Below are 20,279 nucleotides of genomic sequence, written 5' to 3' on the forward strand. Positions count from 1 at the left end.
CCAGTCGGAACAGTCCCCCGTTGCGCGAGTATAGGTCGGTCGGTGCAATCGCCAAAGCCACGCCGACGGGATGCGATATGCTCCAATCTTGTCGTCAGGGGGAGGGCGCCATGAGAACAATGATGTTGCGCAAGGCGGTGCTCGCCGGTGCGCTCGCTACCGGCCCGGCCTGGGCGGTACCCGCCCATTACGTCGTATTCGGCTTCGATGCGCAGGGTCGCATCGAGCCGCGCTTCCATGCCACGGTGGAACTGGCGGACGATGCCTCGACCGCGGTCGCGCTGTCGCTGCCTGATCACCTCGGCAACCGCTTGAATTGGCACGCACTCAAGGATGGTCAGCGCGGCGCGCGGCGTGAGGTCGAGGTGTCGCGCGTGTTGCGCGCCGAGTTTGCGCATGACATCGACAGTGGCCACGGCGAGATCGATGGCCAGCTGTCGCCCGATCCGGATCCGGCCTTCGTGCTGCGCGTGCCGGTGGCCGAGGCCGAGGTCGTCGAGTTCGAGACCACCGCGGGCATGCAGCGATTCGACCTGGCCGCATTGGCCGCGGATGCCGCGCGCCTGCCGCTGGCCGGCGGCGCACAGGCACGGATCGAGGCACCGTCGTCGCTGGCCGGTGCCGGCGGCAGCCCGGCCAATCGTGTCGACATCCTCGTGCTCGGCGATGGCTACACCAGCGGCCAGGAGGCGCTGTTCAACACGCATGTGGCTGCGCTGGAAGCGTCGATGTTCAACGTGACGCCGTACAAGGAATACGCGAACTTCGTGAACTGGCGCAGCGGTTTCATCGCCTCGGCGCAGTCCGGCGCCGACCACCCGCTGTATCTGGCCGGCTGCGTGACGACTTCGTGTTGCGCCGATAGTGCCGCACAGGGCGATCCGCTGGCCGGCCAGTTCGTCGATACCGCGCTCGACGGTCGTTTCTGCACGAACCAGATCCATCGCCTGCTGACGGTGAGCAGCGCCAAGGTGTTCGCCGCCGCCGCCGCGTATCCGAACTGGGACAAGCTCCTCGTCACCGTCAACGACCCGGTGTATGGCGGCTCAGGCGGCAGCTACGCGACCGTATCGGCGCACGCTCAGGCACCGCTGGTTGCCATCCATGAGTACGGCCACAGCTTCCACAAGCTCGCCGACGAGTACACGACGCCGTATCCGGGTTTCCCGGCCTGCAGCGACCTCGGTACGCCGCAGACCTGCGAGGCGAACGTGACCAACCAGAACGATGCAACGCTGGTCAAATGGCGCAGCTGGTTCACCCCGGGCATCGCCATCCCGACGCCGGCCGGCACGCCGGGCACCGGCCTGTTCGAAGGCGCGCGCTATCTCGTCGGCGGCATGTACCGGCCGACCAGCAACAGTTGCCTGATGCGCGTGCTCGGCTCGACCTTCTGCAACGTCTGCCGGCAGGAATACGTGAAGTTCCTCTATCGCGGCGGCTTCGGCACGCCGGCTGCCGGCATCGATCTGATCGAACCCGGCACCGAGTCGCCGTCGCCGGCCACGCCGGTGATCGTTCCCACCGGCACGCCACGCACATTCTCGGCGACGATCCTGCGTCCTGTGATCGGCACGGTCAGCCTGCAGTGGTACCTCGACGGCGTGCCGATCGCCGGTGCGACCGGCGAATCGCACGTGTTCAGCCAGGCCGTGCCGACTCCGGCCGTGCGCACGCTCGAACTGCGCGCGATCGACACCACGCCGTTCGTCAACGCTGAGATGGCCGATGGCCTGACCACGCATGTGCGTACCTGGACGATCCAGATCAGCAACGACCTGTTGTTCAAGCACGGGTTTGAATAGAGGCCGGCAGGGGAGGCTCTGATCAATTCCACAAAGGCGGACCGTCTTGCGCGAACGCAGATGGGCCGTGCCCCAGTTCGTCACCCGGCGCGACCGCACGCAGCGCGAGTTTCTTGTGCGAGGCAGCAATCAAGGCTGCCTCATCCGCCCGTTGGCGTGTCAGCCGGTTCTGACGAGCCGATGACCGTGGCCTGCCGTACCGGTATCCGGCCGCGCTGGCCAGGTTCAGGCGGCGAACCTCGCGGCCGCGACGCGGCCCGTTCGGCCTGCCTCGCCCCCTTTTTGCATTCGCAGCACGGATTGCTGAAAATAGCCGTCGATTTTTCTGCGGACCGCCCCTTTCGGCAGTCCCCCGCCCCCTGTCCCGTCCACGCCGCTGTCGCGTGGATGGCCTGCGCAACCTCAGCCAAGGTGCATGCATGAACTTCCACGAATATCAGGCCAAGGAGCTGTTCGCCGAGTACGGCATCCCGGTGCCGCCCGGCAAGGTCGCCAGTACCGCTGACGAGGCCGTCGCCGTCGCCCAGTCGCTCGGCAACGGACCGTGGATGGTCAAGGCGCAGATCCACGCGGGCGGGCGCGGCAAGGCCGGCGGCGTCAAGTTCTGCAAGACGATCGACGAGGTGCGCACGGCCGCGGCCGGCATGCTTGGCAAGAACATGGAGACCTACCAGTCGGCCGGGCGCGCCCTGCCGGTGAATCTGGTGCTGGTCACCGACGCCACCGACATCGTCAGCGAGCTGTACATGTCGGTGCTGGTCGACCGCGGCAGCAAGACCGTCTCGTTCATCGCCTCTGCCGCCGGCGGCGTCGACATCGAGCAGGTCGCCAACGAAACGCCCGAGAAGATCCACACCCTCGAGGTCGATTTCGTCGAAGGCGTGCAGCCGTACCACGCGCGTCGCCTCGCCTTCGACATGGGCCTCAACGCGAAGCAGGCCGGCCAGCTGACCAAGATCATGCTGGGCCTGTACAAGCTGTTCAACGACAAGGATCTCGCCCTGGTCGAACTGAACCCGCTCGCCGTCGTCGCCGGCGGCGACCTGATGGCGCTCGACGGCAAGATCAATTCCGACGACAACGCCGAGTTCCGCCATCCGAAGCTCGCCGCCATGCGCGACGAGTCGCAGGAAGACCCGGCCGAAGCGGCCGCGGTGAAGAACAACCTCAACTACGTGACCATGGACGGCAACATCGGCTGCATGGTCAACGGCGCCGGCCTCGCCATGGCGACGATGGACGTGATCAAGCTGCACGGCGCCGAGCCGGCAAACTTCCTCGATGTCGGCGGTGGCGCCACCAAGGAGCGCGTGACCGAGGCTTTCAAGCTGATCCTGTCCTCGGACAAGGTCGAGGCGATCCTGGTCAACATCTTCGGTGGCATCGTGCGCTGCGACCTCATCGCCGAAGGCATCATCGCCGCGGTCAAGGAAGTCGGCCTGACGATTCCGGTGATCGCGCGCCTCGAAGGCACCAACGTCGAGAAGGGCCGCGAACTTCTCGCCAATTCCGGCCTCAAGATCACCCCCGCCGTCGACCTCAACGACGCCGCGCAGAAGGCGGTTGCCGCCGTCAAAGCCGCCTGAGCGAAGGAACCCACATGAGCGTTTTGATCAACAAGAACACCAAGGTCATCACCCAGGGCTTCACCGGCCAGCAGGGCACCTTCCACTCGACCCAGGCACTCGACTACGGCACGAAACTGGTCGGCGGCGTGACGCCCGGCAAGGGCGGCACCACGCATATCGAACTGCCGGTGTTCGACACCGTCGCCGATGCGGTCGCCGAAACCGGTGCCGATGCCTCGATGATCTTCGTGCCACCGCCGTTCGCTGCCGACGCGATCCTCGAAGCGGCCGACGCCGGCATCAAGGTCATCGTCGCGATCACCGAAGGCATCCCGGTGCTCGACATGCTGCGCGTGAAGAACGTGCTGAAGTCGCATCCCGACGTCGTCCTCGTCGGCCCGAACTGCCCGGGCGTGATCACGCCGGGCGAGTGCAAGATCGGCATCATGCCGGGCCACATCCACCGGCCCGGCAAGGTCGGCATCGTCTCGCGCTCCGGCACGCTGACCTACGAGGCGGTGTTCCAGACCACCAACGAGGGCCTCGGTCAGTCGACCTGCATCGGCATCGGCGGCGATCCGATCAATGGCCTCAACTTCATCGACTGCCTCAAGCTGTTCCAGGACGATCCGCAGACCGAAGGCATCATCATGGTCGGCGAGATCGGCGGCAGCGCCGAGGAGGAAGCCGCCGAGTTCATCGCCGAACACGTGACCAAGCCGGTCGTCGCCTTCATCGCCGGCGCTTCGGCCCCGGCCGGCAAGCGCATGGGCCATGCCGGCGCGATCATCTCCGGCGGCAAGGGCACCGCCGCGGCCAAGTTTGCGGCACTGGAGAAGGCCGGTGTCACCACGGTCAAGTCCCCGGCGGACCTCGGCAAGACGTTGGCGAAGAAGATGAAATAACGGGGCAAAAAGCGCCCCCTCAATCCACCCCATTCGCAAACAACTGGTCGTTCTCCCACGCACCGGCTTCGCAGGTGCCCCACAGGTTCAGGCCGCCGCTGCTCGCCGCGGTGTTGGCGTGGATGTGCGTGTCGGGATTGAGCGTGAGGGCGAAGCCGGCCGCTTTTCCGCTGCCGCGCGCCGCGTGGTTGCCGCCGCCGGCAAGGCCTGGTTCGCATGGGTGGCATTGTTGGCGACCATCACGTAGTCGAGCCCCGGCCCGTTGGCCAGGGCCGCCTGCAGGGCCTGGGCGATCGTCGCGAACTGGCAGCGCGGGTCGTCGAGGTCGCCGACGATGAAATACTTTGGCACCGCCATCGCCGTCGGGGCGGCAAGGCAGGCGAGGGCGAAAAGGCCGATCTTCAAGCTGCGGAACATGCGGGACCTCGCGAGGACATCGCAGGAAAATCTCCTGGCCGAGCCAATACGCGGTACGGGGACGAAAACCCCGATCCGCCGCGCGCGGCCACGCCCGGCGCATGGCAGACTCGAGCCTTCGACGTTCAGCAGGCATTCGCGCGGTCGCATGCAGGTCGCCACCTTCATCCACGGCAATCGGCTCGAGGTTCTCGCCGATCGCCTCATCGACGACGAGCTCGAGCGCCTCGACGCCGATCCGCTGCGTGCGCAGGTCATCGTCGTCGCCCATCCGGCGCTGGGTCGCTGGCTGCAGGAGCGCATCGCGCGACGCCTCGGCATCGCCGCCAACATCGAGTTCCCGCTGCCGTCGTCGTTCGCCTGGAACATCCTGCGCGACACGCTCGGCGACCTGCCGAAGGAGTCGGCGTTCTCGCGCGAAGCGCTGGTCTGGCGCATCCACGCGGCCCTGCCGCAGTTGGCGCGGCAGCCGCGCTTCGGCGCGGTGCGCCGCTATCTCGGCGATGGCGGCGACGCACGCCGGCGCCACGACCTCGCCGTGCAGCTTGCGCGCAGCTACGACGAATACATGGTTGCGCGACCGGAATGGCTGGCGGCGTGGTCACGCGGAGACAGCATCGTCGACGACGAACACGAAGCCTGGCAGGCTGAGTTGTGGCGTCATCTCGTCGCAACCACCGAGGAGCCCGATCGCGCGACGCTGATGGCGCGGGCGGTCGCACGCCTGCACGATCCGGCACCGCTGCCGGACACGCTGCCGCGCCATGCCGCCGTGTTCGGCGCGGCTTTCCTGCCGCCGCTGCTGCTCGAGTTCTTCCTCGCCCTGTCGACGCGCTTGCCGCTGCGCTTCTACCAGCCGAATCCCTGCCTCGACTACTGGGGCGACATCGTCTCCGACCGTGAGCGCCTGCAAGGTCTGTGGAAGACACACCGTCGTCGCGAAAGCCTCGCCCATGCCGAGGCCGGCCATCCGCTGCTCGCCTCGTGGGGCGTGCTCGGGCGCGAATACCTGAAGGAGATCCATGCGCCTGAACTGGTCGTCCACGACGACGATGCCTTCGTCCCGCCAGACTCGTCACACCTTCTCGGTTGGCTGCAGAAGGGCATCCTGCTGCTCGATCCGGAGCATGATCCGCCGCCGTCAGAAGCGCTGCTGTCGATCGAATTGCACGGCTGCCCGGATCGCCGGCGCGAGGTCGAGGTGCTGCGCGATCGCCTGCTGGCGATGATCGAACAGCGTTCCGACCTGTTGCCGCATGACATCCTGGTCATGTCGCCGCAGATCGATGCCTACGTGCCCTATATCGACGCCGTGTTCGGCAGCGCCGACGAGGTGCTGGCACTGCCGTACCGCATCAGCGATGTCGCGCTGAGCCGCGTGCATCCACTGATCGATGCCTTCCTGCGCGTGCTTGCGCTTGGCGACAGCCGTTTTGCCGTGAGTGATGTGCTCGGCCTGCTTGCCGAGCCGGCGATCGCGCGGCGTTGTCGCATCGACGCGAATGGCCTGTCTTGGATTGCGACCTGGCTCGAACAGGCGGCGGTGCGCTGGGGACTCGACGCAGCGTTCCGCGAGTCGGTCGGTGCGGCGGCGATCGACGAGAACACCTGGCGCTTCGGTTTCGATCGCCTGCTGCTCGGCCATGCGCTCGGCGACGCAGGCGCGCTGGTCGCCGGTATCGCGCCGGTGGCCAATGTCGAGGGTGCCGATGCGCAGGCGCTCGGCGAACTCGCGCGCTTCGTCGATGCGCTCGTGCAGACGCGCGAAGGTTTCGCCACGCCGCGCACGGCCGATGACTGGAAGACCTGGCTCGGCGCGCGCCTGGATACCCTGTTTGACACCGAGCCGGTCGATGCGGCCGAACTCTGGGCGGTGCGTGCCCTGCGCGAGGCGATCAGCGACTTCGCCGCCGCGGCCGAACCCTGGCTCGATGGCGAGCGCCTGCCGTTCGAAGTGGTGCGTGCAGTACTCGAGGCGACCCTCACCGAACCGGGGGCGACGCGTGCCGGCCGCTTCGGCATCACCTTCTGCGGCATGGTGCCGATGCGCAACGTGCCGCATCGCGTGGTTTGCGTGCTCGGCCTCGACGCCGGCGTATTCCCGCGTCGGCAGCCGGCGCCGGGTTTCCATCTGATGCGACGGCATCCGCGCCGCGGCGACCGCAGCGTGCGTGAGGACGACCGTTTCCTGTTCCTCGAAGCCCTGGTCGCCGCGCGCGACGTGTTCTATCTCAGCCATGTCGATCGCGACGCGAAGAGCGGAGATGCCAACCCACCATCGCCGCTGGTCGAGGAACTGTTTGGCTTCCTGCGCGACGCACACGGCGACGCCTGGAAGGAGGTCGAACCGCGCCTGCGCTTCCGTCATCGCCTGCACCCTTTCGATCCGGCGTACTTCGGTGGCGACACGAAGCTGCGCAGTTACGACGCCGCATGGTGTGCCGCCGCCGAGGCACTGCTGAAGCCATTGCAGGCACCGCGCGCATTCGCGGCCGATGCACGGGCACTTGCGCCGCCCGTCGACGACCCGGCGACGATCGAACTCGACGACCTGCTGGCTTGGTTGCGCGCGCCGGTCGGCGCGTGGTTCGGTCGCGCATTGCCGCTGCGCATCGACGTCGACGAAGCGCTTGATGACAGCGAACCCTTCGACCTCGATGGCCTCGAGCGCTATGCACTCGGCACGCGCCTGCTCGATGCGGGCGATAGCCGCCCCGACCTGCAACGCGCGCGGCGCGAAGGCCGTTTCCCGCTTGGCCCGGTCGGCGATGCGCGATGGCAGGCGCTGGCCGAGAGCGCGGCGACGATCGATGCGGTGACGCGCGACTGGCTTGGCGACGGCGTGCGGCCGCTCGATGCCGGACGCCGCAACGTCGCCATCGCCGGCACTTCGCGGCATCTTGCCGGCACGCCGCGCCTGCTCGTCGAGGGTGATATGCGGCGCGCGCTGTTGCTGCGTCGCGCCGGGCGCATCCGTGGCCTCGATCTCGCCCGGCTGGCGCTCGAACGCATCCTGCTCGGTGCCGAAGCAGCCGACCTGCCGGCGCGCGCGATCGGTCTCGACAAGCATGCGCTTGAACACGTCGAACTCGGCGCACTTGCCGACGAAGCAGCCTGGCTTGCCGCCGTGGTCGGGGCTTTCCTCGATGGCCGGCGCTGGCCGGTGCCGGTGTTCCGCAATGCGGCTGATGCCTGGGCGAAGGCCGTGGTGCGCGCCGGCCAGGCCGTACCACAGACGCAGGCGCTGAAGGCCTGGGAGGGGAACGAGTACCACCGTGGCGACAGCGACGAACCGCTCAACGCGCTGTTCACGCGCGACGGTGAAGCGCCGCTCGGCGACGATTTCGAGGCGCGCGCGAGTGCGATCTACGTGCCGCTGCACGCCGCCTGCCGCGAGGTGAAGCCGTGAGCACGCCGCTCGACGCCGCCAGCCTGCCGTTGCGCGGCCTGCACCTGATCGAAGCCAGTGCCGGCACCGGCAAGACCTTCACGATCGCCTTGCTCTACCTGCGCCTGCTGCTCGAACGCATCACCGGCCTGCGCGGCATCGCCGTCGTCACCTTCACCGACGCAGCCACACGCGAACTGCGCCGACGCCTGCGCGAGCGCATCGACGATGCCCTGCACAGCCTGCGCACCGGCAAATCGGACGATGCCGCGCTCGAAAGCGTGCTCGCCGCGCACCGCGACGGTGGCGAGCGCGAGCGAATCGCAGTCGAGCGCCTGGAAGCCGCGCTGACCGGCTTCGACGAGGCCTTCGTCGCCACGATCCACGGCTTCTGCCGGCAACTGCTGGCCGAGAACGCGTTCGAGAGCGGCCTGCCGTTCATCGAACTCGATGCCGACACGAACGGCGAAGCCGTGCAGGAACTGGTGCGCGACTACTGGCGCCTCAACGTCATCGCCGCCGATGGCGAAGCCGCGCGTGAGGCTGCCGAACGGTGGTGTGATCCCGATAAGCTGGCCGCGGCACTGGCGAGTTCGGGCGCGCTCGCGCTCGAAGCCGCTGCGATCGATCCCGTCGATGCGCGTGGCTGGCTCGACCAGGCAACACATGCCGGCGAGGCGGCGTTGGTGCAATGGCTGGCCTGCGTCGCCGATGGCCGGGCCGCGGGCGCCATCGCCGAACTGCGCGATGCGGCGAAGGACAAGCGCGTGTCGATCCGCCGTGGCGGCCTCTACCACGCCGAGGCCTTGGCCGCCTGCGCGGAAGCCATCAGTGCGGTCCCGGTGGATGTCAAGTCCCTGCGTCCGCTGCACCTCGAACTCATCCGTGCCGCCGCGCTCAGCGCAACCTGCAAGGGATGGGAGCCCGACGGTGTTCTCGCCGAAGTGGCCGCAATCGTCCAAAGCCTGCTCGACGCCGCCGACCAGGCGCGCCTCGCGCGCCGTGCGCTGTTCATCACCGACGCGCTGGCCTTCGTGCGTGGCGGTCTTGCCGCACGCCGTGAACGCCTGCGTCGCTACGGTTTCGACGACCTCATCGGCGTGCTGCACGAGCGCCTGCGCGGTGCGCATGGCGATGCCCTCGCACGGGTCATCGCAAAACGCCTGCCGGCGCTGCTGGTCGACGAGTTCCAGGACACCGATGCCACGCAGTACGCGATCCTGCGCTGCATCCATCGCGCGAGCGACGACGGCGCGATGTTCCTGATCGGCGATCCCAAGCAGGCGATCTACCGCTTCCGCGGCGGCGATGTGTTCAGCTATCGCCATGCCGCGCAGAATGCCTGCGCGCACACGCTCGTCGACAACTGGCGTTCCGATGCGCGCCTCGTCGATGCGGTCAATGCCGTATTCGGGCACACCGGGGATGCCTTCCTGCACGACTTCATCGGTTTCGAGCCGGCCCGTTATCCGCCGACCCGACAGCGCGCGGCCAAGCCAACCGAAGCTGCAACGCCACTGGTCGTATGGCGCCTGCCCGATGTCGTCGATCCCAAGGCTGGCGCGAAGCCATGGAACTCCGACGACTTCACCACCCGCGTGCTCGCCGAGACCGCACGCGAGATCAAGCGCCGCCTGGCCGAAGCCAGCGCGGACGGCATGAAGCCGTCGATCGCCGTGCTGGTCAACACCAACAGGCAGGCGGCCGAAACCGCGGCGACGCTCGCCCAATGGAACATCGCCTGCGACTACCTGAGTGACCGCAGTGTCTATCGAAGCGACGAGGCCGAGGACGTGGCGCGCGTGCTGGCGGCATTGGCCGCGCCGGGCGATGCCGGCGCCGCGCGCGCGGCGCTGGCCACCGAACTGCTCGGCGAAAACCTCGCTGGCCTGCTCGCCGCGCGCAGCGACCTTGATGCCTGGGAGCGCCAGCTCGCGCGTATCGGCAGCCTGCGCCAGCGCTGGAATGAGGCCGGGCCGTTCGCCGCGCTCGCCGACGCGATCCAGCAGGCCGCTCCGCGCCTGTTGTCACGCTGGGACGGGCGCCGCCGCGTGACCAACTACCTGCATCTCGCCGAGGCCTTGCAGCACGCTTCTTCGCAACGCGAATCGCCCGGGGAGATGCAGCGCTGGCTGGCCCAGCGTCGTCGCGATGCCGGCGAGAATCGCGGCCAGGGTGCGGCCGAAGCCCTGCGTCCGGCCGACGACGCCGGCAGCGTGCAGGTGCTGACCATCCATCGCAGCAAGGGCTTGCAGTTCGACATCGTGTTCGCGCCGTTCCTTGCACACACGCGCTGGGTTGAGCCCGGCGACGTGCCCGGTGCGCCGGTGTCCTGGCACGACAACGACGGCCTGCGCGTCGACGTCGGTGGCCCCGAGTGGCGCAGGCACGCGCTCGCCCAGCGCGAGGAACAATTCGCCGAAAGCCTGCGCCTGGTCTATGTCGCGCTGACCCGCGCGCGCCATGCGGCGTACACGGCCTGGGCCTGGGTCAAGACGGGTACGTGCAAGTCGCAGTCCACCCTGGTCGGGCCGCTTGCCTGGCTGCTGCTGCGCGACGCGGCAATGACCGCGCCCCAGGATCTGGCCGACATTGATGTGGCGCACATCGACACCGCGCTGGCGGAACTCGCCGCAGACTCGGGTGACACGATCGCGATCATGCCGCTTGAGCCGGGCGCCCCCGTGATCGACGACGCGCCGTTGCCGGGAGAGGTCGTGCATCTCGAACGCCCGCTGTTCCACGGCAGGATCGAGCGCCGCTACGAAACCCTCAGCTACAGCCGCCTGTTCGGCGGCAGCGTGCATGCGCCGGTGGCCGACCACGACGAGGGCGAGCGCGTCGATGCACCGGCCATGGTTGCCGATACGCAGGTCGGCGATGCCGCGCCGATCCCGCTGTGGCCGCGCGGCGCCGCCTTCGGCGACTGCGTGCACGAGATCCTCGAGAAAGTGCCGTTTGCCGAACTGGCCGCATCTGGCGTGCACGCCGAGCTCGCGCGCATCGCGCGCGACCACGGCCACGATGCCGGCGAGGTGCGCACGATCGCGGCGATGACCCGTGCGACGGTGACGACACCGCTGCCGGGCGAGCCACCGTTCACCCTCGCCGAACTCGCCACGGGCGAGACGATCAGCGAACTCGAGTTCCTGTTCCCGCTGCCGGGCGCGCGCCTCGGTGCGCTCGACGTGATCCTCGCCGGCCATGCGCAGTATGCGCGCGCGCCGGGTGAACTGGCGCGCCGGCGCCACGAGGTCGCCGGACTGATGACCGGCTTCATCGACCTCGTGCTGCGCCGGAACGGCCGCTACTACGTGGTCGACTACAAGACCAACCTGCTCGGTGCGACCGCCGCCGACTACGCGCCGGCGCGACTGGCGACTGCCGTCCGCGCGCACGACTACGACCTGCAGTACCTGATCTATCTGGTCGCCCTGCAACGCTTCCTGCGCGCGCGCCTCGGCAGCGATTACGCGTACGACACCCATATCGGCGGTGCGATCTACCTGTTCGTGCGCGGACTCGGCAGCGGCGAGGGTCATGGCATCCATGTCGATCTGCCGCCGCGTGTACTGATCGACGCCATCGACGCCTGGTGCGTGGGAGGTGCGGCATGATCGGCTTCGACCGCTGCCGCGAAGGCGGCCTCACTGCCCTCGACGTCGCGCTGGCGCGTTCGCTGCATTCGGCCTGGCCCGAGGCCGCCGTCGATGCGCTGCTGCTCGGTGCGCTGGCGAGCTGGGCGGTCGGGCAGGGCCACAGTGGCCTCGACGCCGGCCTGCTGCGCGCGCAGGCCGACTTGCTCTTCGCCGATGCCGACGAAGCCGCACGCGTGATCGACCTGCTTGGCGACGATGCGCCGCGCGTCGCCTTCATCGGCACCGGCGCGGACACGCACACGCCGCTCGTTGTCGAGAATGGCCGCGCCTGGCTGCGCCGCTACTGGCGCTACGAGCGTGAGATCGAACGCGACCTGCGCGCACGCGCCGGAGTTGCGGCCGCGTTGCCCGACGCGGCGCGCGTGCGTGTCGAACTCGACCGTCTGCTGCCGCCGGGTGGCGACGAGGGCACGGACTGGCAGCGCGTCGCCGCTGTGCTGGCCTTGCGTTCGCCGCTCGGCGTGATCTGCGGCGGTCCGGGGACCGGCAAGACCTTCACCGTGCTGCGCGTGCTCGTGCTGCTGCAACGCTTCGCCGCGTCGCCGCTGCGCATCGCCCTGGCCGCACCGACCGGCAAGGCCGCGCAGCGCCTCGGCGAATCGGTGCGCGCCGGCCTCGACGCGCTGCCGCTAGACGAAGCCGAGCGCAAAAACCTGCCGACCGAAGCCTCGACCCTGCATCGCCTGCTCGGCTTCCATCCGCAGGCGGTCGATCCTCGGCGTGGGCGCGATCACCCGCTCGACCTCGACGTGCTCGTGGTCGACGAAGGCTCGATGGTCGATCTGCCGCTGATGGCCAAACTGCTGCGCGCGCTGCCGCAGACGGCGCGCCTGATCCTCATCGGCGACCCCGACCAGTTGCCGGCGGTCGAGAACGGCGCCGTGCTGGCGACCCTCGCCGCGTGCAATCGCGACAACGGGTTCTCGCCGCAGACCGCCGCATGGATCGCGCAGGCGAGTGGCGAACACGTCGCCGTCGACACGGCGCGCACGTCACTCGCCGACGGCATCGTGCGCCTCGAACGGCCGCGTCGTTTCGGCGGCGATTCCGGCATCGCGCGCCTCGTGCGCGCAATCCGCCTCGGCGACACCGAACAGGTATTCGCCGCGCTCGAAGGCAGCGACGACATCGTCTGGCATGCCGCGCCGCGCCGCTTCGATACCCCGGCCGGCATCGCCGCGCTGCGCGCCGCGCATGCCGAGCTGACCGCCGCGCGTTCGCCGGCCGAGGCGCTGGCCGCGCTCGGTCGCTTCCGCCTGCTGTGCGCGCTGCGCGAAGGCCCGGCCGGCGTGGCCGGCCTCAACCTCGCCGTCGAGACTGCCATGCACGGACCGCAGGCACGAGGCGCGCTGTACGCCGGGCGACCGATCCTCGTCACCAGCAACGATCCCGCGCTCGGCCTCCACAACGGCGACGTCGGCATCGTGCTCGGCGAAACCCCAGACGCCCCGCTGCGCGCATGGTTCGACCACGGCGACGGCGCTCCACGCGCCTGCCTGCCGGCGCAGTTGCCGGCCTTCGAGAGTGCGTACGCGATGACCGTGCACAAGGCGCAGGGCTCGGAGTTCGACACCGTCGACCTCGTGCTTCCGTCCAAACCACACCCGCTGCTCACGCGCGAGTGGCTGTACACCGCCGCCAGCCGCGCGAAGCGTCGCCTCGTCGTCGAAGGCACGCGCGAGGTGATCGCCGCCGCGCTGGCGCGGCAGGTCGAGAGGTTCAATGGATTGGCGTTTGATGAGCCGGGCATCGCGCCTGAAGGCGTTCCTACAACAGCAGCCCTGTAGGAGCGCCTTCAGGCGCGATGCTTTTCGTCACGGGTCGAAGCCGTCCTCGAAGATGAGGTCGCTCGCGGTACAGGCCGAGTAGAGGCCAGGCGTGCCAAGCTCGCCGCTGGTCGCCACCCACGAGCCGTAGCTGTCGCCGGCGGCGGAGAGTTGCCACTGCGTCACTTCGTTCGCGCCGACCGCCGTGCAGGGCGGCTGGCCGCTCCTGTTCTGCGTGCGGATGCTGCCGGGGTAGGTTTCGTCGCCGTAGTCGAGCTTGTCCTGCAGTGCGCCGGTGGCGTCGTAGAGGTGAATCTGGTCGTTGCGGCCGAGGTTGCTCCCGCTGGTCACGCCGAGGTCGCCGATGATCTTGACGCTGGCCGACAGGTTCCACGCACTGCGGAACGTGGCTTCCGTGGCTTCGGTGAGGATCACCGATTCGCCGGGCTGCACCGTTCCGAACGCGCCGAGGCCGAACGCGCCTGGGGTGGCGCCGTTGTCGTCGAAGCTCCAGCCTGTCAGGTCGATCGCCGAGTCGGAGAGGTTGGTGAATTCGACGAACTCGCCGCTGGTACCGGCGTACATCCATTCGGTGATGCGCACGCCGCTGTTGCCAAACGCGTAGACGATCGAGTTGGGTGCGCGCTCGGTCAGTTCCGGCAGGAACTCGACTGACGAGTACGCGTTCGACGCAGTGGCGGCGACATACCAGTCGATGCGCTGGCCCGGCGAGCCGGTGGTCGGCAGGATCACGCCATACACGCCGTCACCCGCGGCACCATCGCCCGATGCGCCGTTGTCGAGCATCGTGAGGCGCTGGTATGGCGCGCTGCGGACCGGACGATAGAACAGTTCGACCTTCGAGATGCCGCTGCCCGACGAGACGACGTTCGCGGTGATCGTTACCGCCGTGCCCGGGTTGGGGGTTTCGTCGGAAGCCTGTGCGGCGCTGATGATCGGGCCGGCCGCGTTCAGTTCGGCATTGCCGGCGTTGTTGAGGAACGTGCGGCGGTCATTGACGAACTGCTGCAGGCCGACCACGGTGCCACCGGCCGGGCCCGTGTAAGGCAGGGTCACCGTGCTGGTGAAATTGGTGTTGAACAGGGCGTAGCTGTAGAGCCTCTTCGGATCGGCCTGCACGGCGGCGTCGATCAGGTTGCGGTGCGCGGTGATGATTGGTTCGAAATGACTCCAGTCGAGGTCGCGTTTGGCGACACGGTAGTGCGAAAGGTAGCGTTGGCGCAGTTCCGGTACCGACAGCACGCGGCTCAGCACCGGCTTGTTGCTTGCGCCGAAGTTGCGGTTGATCGCCCAGGTGCTGGCGAGGAAGGTTTCGTTGGCGTCGCGCTGGATCAGGTGCAGGCGGTTGTCCAGCGGGTCACGATAGGTCATGAAATCGCAACCCTTGTTGACGTAGCTGTCGTCGTCGGTCAGCAGGTTCTCGAACACGATCGACCAGATCGACGGATCGATCGCGAACAGGCTGTCGATGCTGGTCGGCCACGTTGCCAGCGTGCCGTTGGAGAGTGCGTTGGTGACCGGGATCAGCGCCTCCACGATCGGATTGGCGAGGCCGCCGTCGTTGTTGACCTCGTAGGCCGTATAACCCGAGGCGTTTGGGCCGTTGTAGGCCAGGCCTGGCCCGTTCGGATTGTTCGAACAACCGATGCGGACGCCGTCTTCATTCTCGAAGTAGCGGCGCAGCATCGACTTGTTCGGCTGCTGAACGTTGATGTAGACGCCCCAGTTCGCGCCGTTGAGAGTGACCAGCACATGGTTCGCGCGCGGATTCGGGATGAACTGCGCGACGTGGTTGTTGTAGACGACCTCGCGCATGAAGGTCGGATCGTGGAAGCCGTTGTTGAGGTTGATGTTGTCGTAGCCCATCAGCTTTTGATCGGGGTCGACGTGGTCGGTGTAGATCTTCAGGGAGAATTTGTCCGAGCCGGCCGGCAGGCCCGTGTACGAAGTGTTGCCACGAATGCGCACGCCGACGTTGGGGTAGCTCACGCCGTCGACGACAAGCGTGGCCAGGATCGGAGTTTCCGAGGCGTAGTTCTGGCGCAGCAGGGTCAGCCAGTTCGCATCATGGAAAGTCAGCGCGAAGGTGCGCAGCGTGGTCGTGTCGTAGAGGTCCTGGGCGCGTGCGCCGGCAGGCAGGGCGAGGCCGACGCAGGCAATCAGCGCGGCGGCGAGACGGATGGCGTACATGGGCTTCCTCGGGTCGGCATGGCACGAGTGCCCAAGCCTAATGCCCGATCTTGCAGAAACCGTGGATTGCCCGTCGTTTTCGCTGGTCCATGCCAAGCCCGCCCGCTATCCTCGCGCGGATGACCGAAGATCTTTCCCGCTACGACTCCATCCGCGCCGTACTCTGGCGCGGCGACCGCCTGCGCCTGCTCGACCAGCGCAGGCTGCCCTTCGTCGAGGACTACATCGACTGCACGACACCCGACGACGTCGCGACTGCGATCCGCGACCTCGTCGTGCGCGGCGCACCGGCGATCGGCATCGCTGCGGCCTGGGGCGTGGTGCTCGCCGGGCAGCGCGGCCGCGATGCGCTCGCCGACGCGCTGCCGCGCCTGCGCGCGGCGCGGCCGACCGCGGTGAACCTGATGTGGGCGCTCGATCGCATGCAGGGTGCGATCGCCGATTCGCCCGATGTGCAGGCCCTCGTACGCGAGGCTCAGGCGATCCAGGACGAGGATCTCGCCGCCAACCGACGCATGGGCGCACTCGGTGCCACCCTGCTCGGCGAACGGGTTGGTGTGATGACCCATTGCAACACCGGTTCGCTGGCTACCGCCGGCTACGGCACTGCGCTCGGCGTGATCCGCGCCGGTGTCGCCGCCGGACGAATCGAGCGCGTGTATGCCGGCGAGACGCGCCCGTGGCTGCAGGGGGCGCGCCTGACCATGTGGGAGCTCGTGCGCGACGGCATCCCCGCCACGCTCGTCGCCGACTCCGCTGCCGCGCACCTGATGAAGACCGGCGCCGTGCAATGGGTCGTCGTCGGTGCCGACCGCATCGCCGCCAACGGCGACACGGCCAACAAGATCGGTACGTACCAGCTCGCCATCGCCGCACGCCACCACGGTGTGAAGTTCATGGTCGTCGCGCCGTCCTCGACCGTCGACATGGCCACGCCCTCGGGCGAGGCGATCGAGATAGAACTGCGCGATCCCGGCGAACTGCTCACGTATTCCGGCCAGCGCACCGTGGTCGATGGCGCCGTTGCCTGGAACCCCGTGTTCGACGTGACTCCAGCCGGCCTGATCGACGCGATCGTGACCGAGCGCGGCATCATCGAGCACCCGGACGCGGCGCGCATGCGCACGCTGTTCACCTGAGGTTTCGCGCATGCGCCAACTGATGCTGTTCGGCGTCGGCGGCGTGCTCGGCTTCGTCGTCGATGCCGGCATCGTGCAGGCGCTGGTCGCCGGACTCGGCTGGAACCCGTATGGCGCGCGCCTGCTGTCCTTCCTTGTCGCGGCGACCGTGACCTGGCTGTTCAACCGTCGCTTCACCTTCCGCGAGGAGCGCCACTACGGGCTGTTCGGCGAATGGGCGCGCTGGATGGCCGCAATGAGCGGAGGCTTTGCGGTCAACTACGCCGCCTACTCGTTCTGCATCTTCCACTCGCCGACGATGCGCGCGCTGCCGGCGCTCGCCGTGGCGGTCGGTTCGCTGGCCGGTTTCGCGGTCAACTACGTGGCGTCGAAGTGGTGGATCTACCGGCGGCGGGGGTGAAAGGCCGGGAATGGGGAATCGGAAATGGGGAATGGTGGAGCCGCCGTTTTCGCGGCACTTAGCCCCGTGGGGAACGGCTTCAGCCGTGATGCTCTGGCTGTACAAGGCCTCAAACAAGGGGCATCGCGCCTGAAGGCGTTTCCTGTGGGGTTGCGTTTCGCCGGCGCCCGGCTTCGGGTGCCCCGCTTCGAGCGCCGCGACCGGGTGCCAGGAAGGGGCGGGAAGGGGGCGCCTGTGCTAGAATCGCGAGCTTGTTCCAAGCCGTTCCGGCACCCCTGCGGTGGCTCGGTCCAGAGCCGCAACCTGCTGATTCCACGGGAAGAATCATTCAATGGCTGAGTTCGCCAAAGAAGTCATTCGCGTCAATATCGAGGACGAGGTCCGGCAGAGCTATCTCGATTACGCGATGAGCGTCATCGTTGGTCGTGCGCTGCCCGATGTGCGCGACGGCCTCAAGCCGGTCCATCGCCGCATCCTCTACGCGATGCAGGAATCCAGCACGGTCTGGAACCGTCCTTACGTGAAGTGCGCGCGCGTGGTCGGCGACGTCATGGGCAAGTACCACCCGCACGGTGATTCGTCGATCTACGACGCCCTCGTGCGCATGGCCCAGGACTTCTCGATGCGCTACATGCTCATCGACGGCCAGGGCAACTTTGGTTCGGTCGATGGCGACAACCCGGCGGCAATGCGCTACACCGAGTGCCGCCTCGACCGCCTCAGCTCCGAACTGCTCGCCGACATCGACAAGGAAACCGTCGACTTCCAGCCCAACTACGACGAGAAGGAGCTCGAGCCGGTCGTCCTGCCGGCACGTATTCCGAACCTGCTCGTCAACGGCTCGGCCGGCATCGCCGTCGGCATGGCGACCAATGTGCCACCGCACAACCTCGCCGAGGTGCTCGGCGCCTGCATCGCCCTGATCGACGATCCAGACCTTGGTTTCGATGATCTGCTGCGCCTGGTTCCTGGCCCCGACTTCCCGACCGCCGGCATCATCAACGGTGCTGCCGGCATCGTCGAAGCCTACCGCAGCGGCCGTGGCCGCATCCTCGTGCGCGCCAAGGCCGAGATCGAGACCGAGGCCAATGGCCGCGAGACGATCGTCATCTCCGAGCTGCCGTTCCAGGTCAACAAGGCGCGCCTGATCGAGAAGATCGCCGAGCTGGTCAAGGAAAAGAAGATCGAGGGCATCTCCGAACTGCGCGATGAGTCCGACAAGGACGGCATGCGCGTGGTCATCGAGGTGCGCAAGGACGCGATGGGCGACGTCCTGCTCAACAACCTCTACCAGCAGACCCAGCTTCAGGTCACCTTCGGCATCAACATGGTCGCCCTCGTCGATGGCCAGCCGCGTACGCTCGGCCTGCGCGAGATTCTCGATGCCTTCATCCGGCACCGTCGCGAAGTCGTCACGCGGCGCACGATCTTCGAGCTGCGCAAGGCGCGCGAACGTGCCCACATCCTCGAAGGCCTGACCGTCGCACTGGCCAACATCGACGAGATGATCGAGCTGATCAAGACCTCGCCGTCGAGCGAGGAGGCCAGGCAGCGCATGGTCGCGCGGCGCTGGGAGCCGGGCCTCGTGCGCACACTGCTGGCTGCCTCCGGCGCCGATGCCTCGCGCCCGGAGACGCTTGACCCTTCGGTCGGCCTGTCCGATGCCGGCTACCAGTTGTCCGAGGTGCAGGCCCAGCAGATTCTCGAGATGCGCCTGGCGCGACTGACCGGGCTCGAGCAGGAGAAGCTCACCGACGAGTACAGGTCACTGCTCGACACGATCCGTTCTCTCATGGCGATCCTCGAAGATCCCGAGCGCCTGCTCGCGGTGATCCGCGAGGAACTGGTCGCGCTGCGCGAGGAGTTCGGTGATGCGCGCCGCACGGTGATCCAGGCAAGCCAGGACGATATCGACGTGCTCGACCTGATCGAGCCCGAGGACGTCGTGGTGACCCTTTCGCATGCCGGCTACGCCAAACGCCAGCCGGTCAGCATCTACCGTGCACAGAAGCGCGGCGGCAAGGGCCGCTCGGCTTCGGCGCTCAAGGACGAGGATTTCGTCGAGCGCCTGTGGGTGGCCAACACGCACGACACGCTGCTCACCTTCACCAGCACCGGCCGTGTCTACTGGCTCAAGGTCTACCAGCTGCCCGACGCCGGCCCGAACGCGCGCGGCAAGCCGATCGTCAACCTGCTGCCGTTGGGCCCTGGCGAGAAGGTGCAGGCGATCCAGCCGGTGCATGAATACTCGGCCGACCGCTACGTGCTGTTCGCCACCGCCAAGGGCACGGTCAAGAAGACGCCGCTCGACGAATTCGCCTTCCAGCTGCAGAAGGGCAAGATCGCGATCAACCTCGACGATGGCGATGCGCTGGTCGACGTGCAGATCACCGACGGTGAGCGAGACGTTCTGCTGTTTGCCTCGAACGGCAAGGCCGTGCGCTTCGACGAAGGCAGCGTGCGCGCGATGGGTCGCACCGCCACCGGCGTGCGCGGCATGCGCCTGGCTGAAGGCGAGCGCGTGGTCAGCCTGATCGTCGGCGAAGGCGAAGGCGACATTCTCACCGCAACCGAGCGTGGCTATGGCAAGCGCACGCCGCTCGACGAATATCCAAAGAAGGGTCGAGGCACACAGGGCGTCATCGCGATCCAGTGCTCCGAGCGCAACGGCGCCCTGGTCGGCGCCGTGCAACTCGACGATGCCCATGAGCTCATGCTGATCTCGAACCAGGGCACCCTGGTGCGCACGCGCGCCGCGGAGGTCGCCCGCGTCGGGCGCAACACCCAGGGCGTCACCCTGATCCGTCTGCCATCCGACGAGAGCCTGGTCGGGGTGGTCCGTCTCGATCCGCTCGGCGACGATGCCGAGGACAACGGCGAAGGTCCCGGCGAATCACCGCCGCCGCTCGAAACTCCCTGAGCCAGCACAAGGGATTGATCAGAGCATCCCAAGCGCCGCCCTGATGGGCGGCGTTTTCGTTGGTGGCTGCGATCGCGTTCTGTGGGTACGCCAATCCGGGT

At 67.8% G+C, this 20,279-nt stretch carries 11 protein-coding genes; 9 read left to right on the forward strand and 2 right to left on the reverse strand.

Annotated features, from left to right (window positions below):
- The first annotated feature begins 110 nt into the window (after positions 1-110).
- From KF907_RS08825 to sucD, 3 genes are all read left to right on the forward strand, one after another.
- Positions 111-1,805, forward strand: coding sequence for a M64 family metallopeptidase (locus KF907_RS08825; RefSeq protein WP_291219836.1), 1,695 nt, complete (start codon positions 111-113; stop codon positions 1,803-1,805).
- Between the two features lie 419 nt (positions 1,806-2,224).
- Positions 2,225-3,391 carry an ADP-forming succinate--CoA ligase subunit beta gene (gene sucC, locus KF907_RS08830; RefSeq protein WP_291219837.1) on the forward strand — a complete coding sequence of 389 codons (1,167 nt, stop codon included), beginning with the start codon at positions 2,225-2,227 and terminating at the stop codon, positions 3,389-3,391.
- Between the two features lie 14 nt (positions 3,392-3,405).
- Positions 3,406-4,278: a succinate--CoA ligase subunit alpha gene (gene sucD, locus KF907_RS08835; RefSeq protein WP_291219838.1), complete on the forward strand. Its 873-nt coding sequence runs from the start codon at positions 3,406-3,408 to the stop codon at positions 4,276-4,278.
- An 87-nt stretch (positions 4,279-4,365) separates the two neighbouring features.
- On the opposite strand, the gene KF907_RS08840 is transcribed toward sucD, so the two are convergent.
- Positions 4,366-4,695 (reverse strand): hypothetical protein, encoded by a 330-nt coding sequence (locus KF907_RS08840; protein WP_291219839.1) that lies wholly within the window; start codon positions 4,693-4,695, stop codon positions 4,366-4,368.
- Between the two features lie 148 nt (positions 4,696-4,843).
- On the opposite strand from KF907_RS08840, the gene recC reads away from it, so the two are divergent.
- The 3 genes from recC to recD are packed head-to-tail and all read left to right on the forward strand — an operon-like array spanning position 4,844 to position 13,529.
- Positions 4,844-8,104: an exodeoxyribonuclease V subunit gamma gene (gene recC / locus KF907_RS08845; RefSeq protein ID WP_291219840.1), complete on the forward strand. Its 3,261-nt coding sequence runs from the start codon at positions 4,844-4,846 to the stop codon at positions 8,102-8,104.
- Positions 8,101-11,700: an exodeoxyribonuclease V subunit beta gene (gene recB, locus KF907_RS08850; RefSeq protein WP_291219841.1), complete on the forward strand. Its 3,600-nt coding sequence runs from the start codon at positions 8,101-8,103 to the stop codon at positions 11,698-11,700. The genes recC and recB overlap by 4 nt, the downstream gene beginning before the upstream one ends.
- On the forward strand, positions 11,697-13,529 hold the full coding sequence (gene recD, locus KF907_RS08855; protein ID WP_291219842.1) for an exodeoxyribonuclease V subunit alpha: 1,833 nt from the start codon (positions 11,697-11,699) through the stop codon (positions 13,527-13,529). The genes recB and recD overlap by 4 nt, the downstream gene beginning before the upstream one ends.
- Before the next feature lie 27 nt (positions 13,530-13,556).
- On the opposite strand, the gene KF907_RS08860 is transcribed toward recD, so the two are convergent.
- Positions 13,557-15,719 carry a CotH kinase family protein gene (locus KF907_RS08860; RefSeq protein WP_291219843.1) on the reverse strand — a complete coding sequence of 721 codons (2,163 nt, stop codon included), beginning with the start codon at positions 15,717-15,719 and terminating at the stop codon, positions 13,557-13,559.
- Positions 15,720-15,838: 119 nt separating this feature from the next.
- Here KF907_RS08860 and mtnA point away from each other — a divergent pair, with 119 nt between their 5' ends.
- The 3 genes from mtnA to gyrA all read left to right on the forward strand — a co-directional run bounded on the left by mtnA (position 15,839) and on the right by gyrA (position 20,178).
- Positions 15,839-16,858, forward strand: coding sequence for an S-methyl-5-thioribose-1-phosphate isomerase (gene mtnA, locus KF907_RS08865; protein ID WP_291219844.1), 1,020 nt, complete (start codon positions 15,839-15,841; stop codon positions 16,856-16,858).
- A 10-nt stretch (positions 16,859-16,868) separates the two neighbouring features.
- Positions 16,869-17,258 (forward strand): GtrA family protein, encoded by a 390-nt coding sequence (locus KF907_RS08870; protein WP_291219845.1) that lies wholly within the window; start codon positions 16,869-16,871, stop codon positions 17,256-17,258.
- Positions 17,259-17,589: 331 nt separating this feature from the next.
- Positions 17,590-20,178, forward strand: a complete 2,589-nt coding sequence (gene gyrA / locus KF907_RS08875) for a DNA gyrase subunit A (protein ID WP_291219846.1) — start codon at positions 17,590-17,592, stop codon at positions 20,176-20,178.
- The last annotated feature ends 101 nt before the right edge of the window (positions 20,179-20,279 follow it).

Origin of the sequence: Dokdonella sp. (assembly GCF_019634775.1) — a bacterium.
Taxonomy (GTDB): domain Bacteria; phylum Pseudomonadota; class Gammaproteobacteria; order Xanthomonadales; family Rhodanobacteraceae; genus Dokdonella.

What these genes read in the sequence shown, in the direction of transcription:
- recD (WP_291219842.1), top strand. Translation starts at nt 11,697, where the DNA reads ATGATCGGCTTCGACCGCTGCCGCGAAGGCGGCCTCACTGCCCTCGAC.
- KF907_RS08825 (WP_291219836.1), top strand. Translation starts at nt 111, where the DNA reads ATGAGAACAATGATGTTGCGCAAGGCGGTGCTCGCCGGTGCGCTCGCT.
- recC (WP_291219840.1), top strand. Translation starts at nt 4,844, where the DNA reads ATGCAGGTCGCCACCTTCATCCACGGCAATCGGCTCGAGGTTCTCGCC.
- mtnA (WP_291219844.1), top strand. Translation starts at nt 15,839, where the DNA reads ATGACCGAAGATCTTTCCCGCTACGACTCCATCCGCGCCGTACTCTGG.
- KF907_RS08870 (WP_291219845.1), top strand. Translation starts at nt 16,869, where the DNA reads ATGCGCCAACTGATGCTGTTCGGCGTCGGCGGCGTGCTCGGCTTCGTC.
- sucD (WP_291219838.1), top strand. Translation starts at nt 3,406, where the DNA reads ATGAGCGTTTTGATCAACAAGAACACCAAGGTCATCACCCAGGGCTTC.
- sucC (WP_291219837.1), top strand. Translation starts at nt 2,225, where the DNA reads ATGAACTTCCACGAATATCAGGCCAAGGAGCTGTTCGCCGAGTACGGC.
- gyrA (WP_291219846.1), top strand. Translation starts at nt 17,590, where the DNA reads ATGGCTGAGTTCGCCAAAGAAGTCATTCGCGTCAATATCGAGGACGAG.
- KF907_RS08860 (WP_291219843.1), bottom strand. Translation starts at nt 15,719, where the DNA reads ATGTACGCCATCCGTCTCGCCGCCGCGCTGATTGCCTGCGTCGGCCTC.
- KF907_RS08840 (WP_291219839.1), bottom strand. Translation starts at nt 4,695, where the DNA reads ATGTTCCGCAGCTTGAAGATCGGCCTTTTCGCCCTCGCCTGCCTTGCC.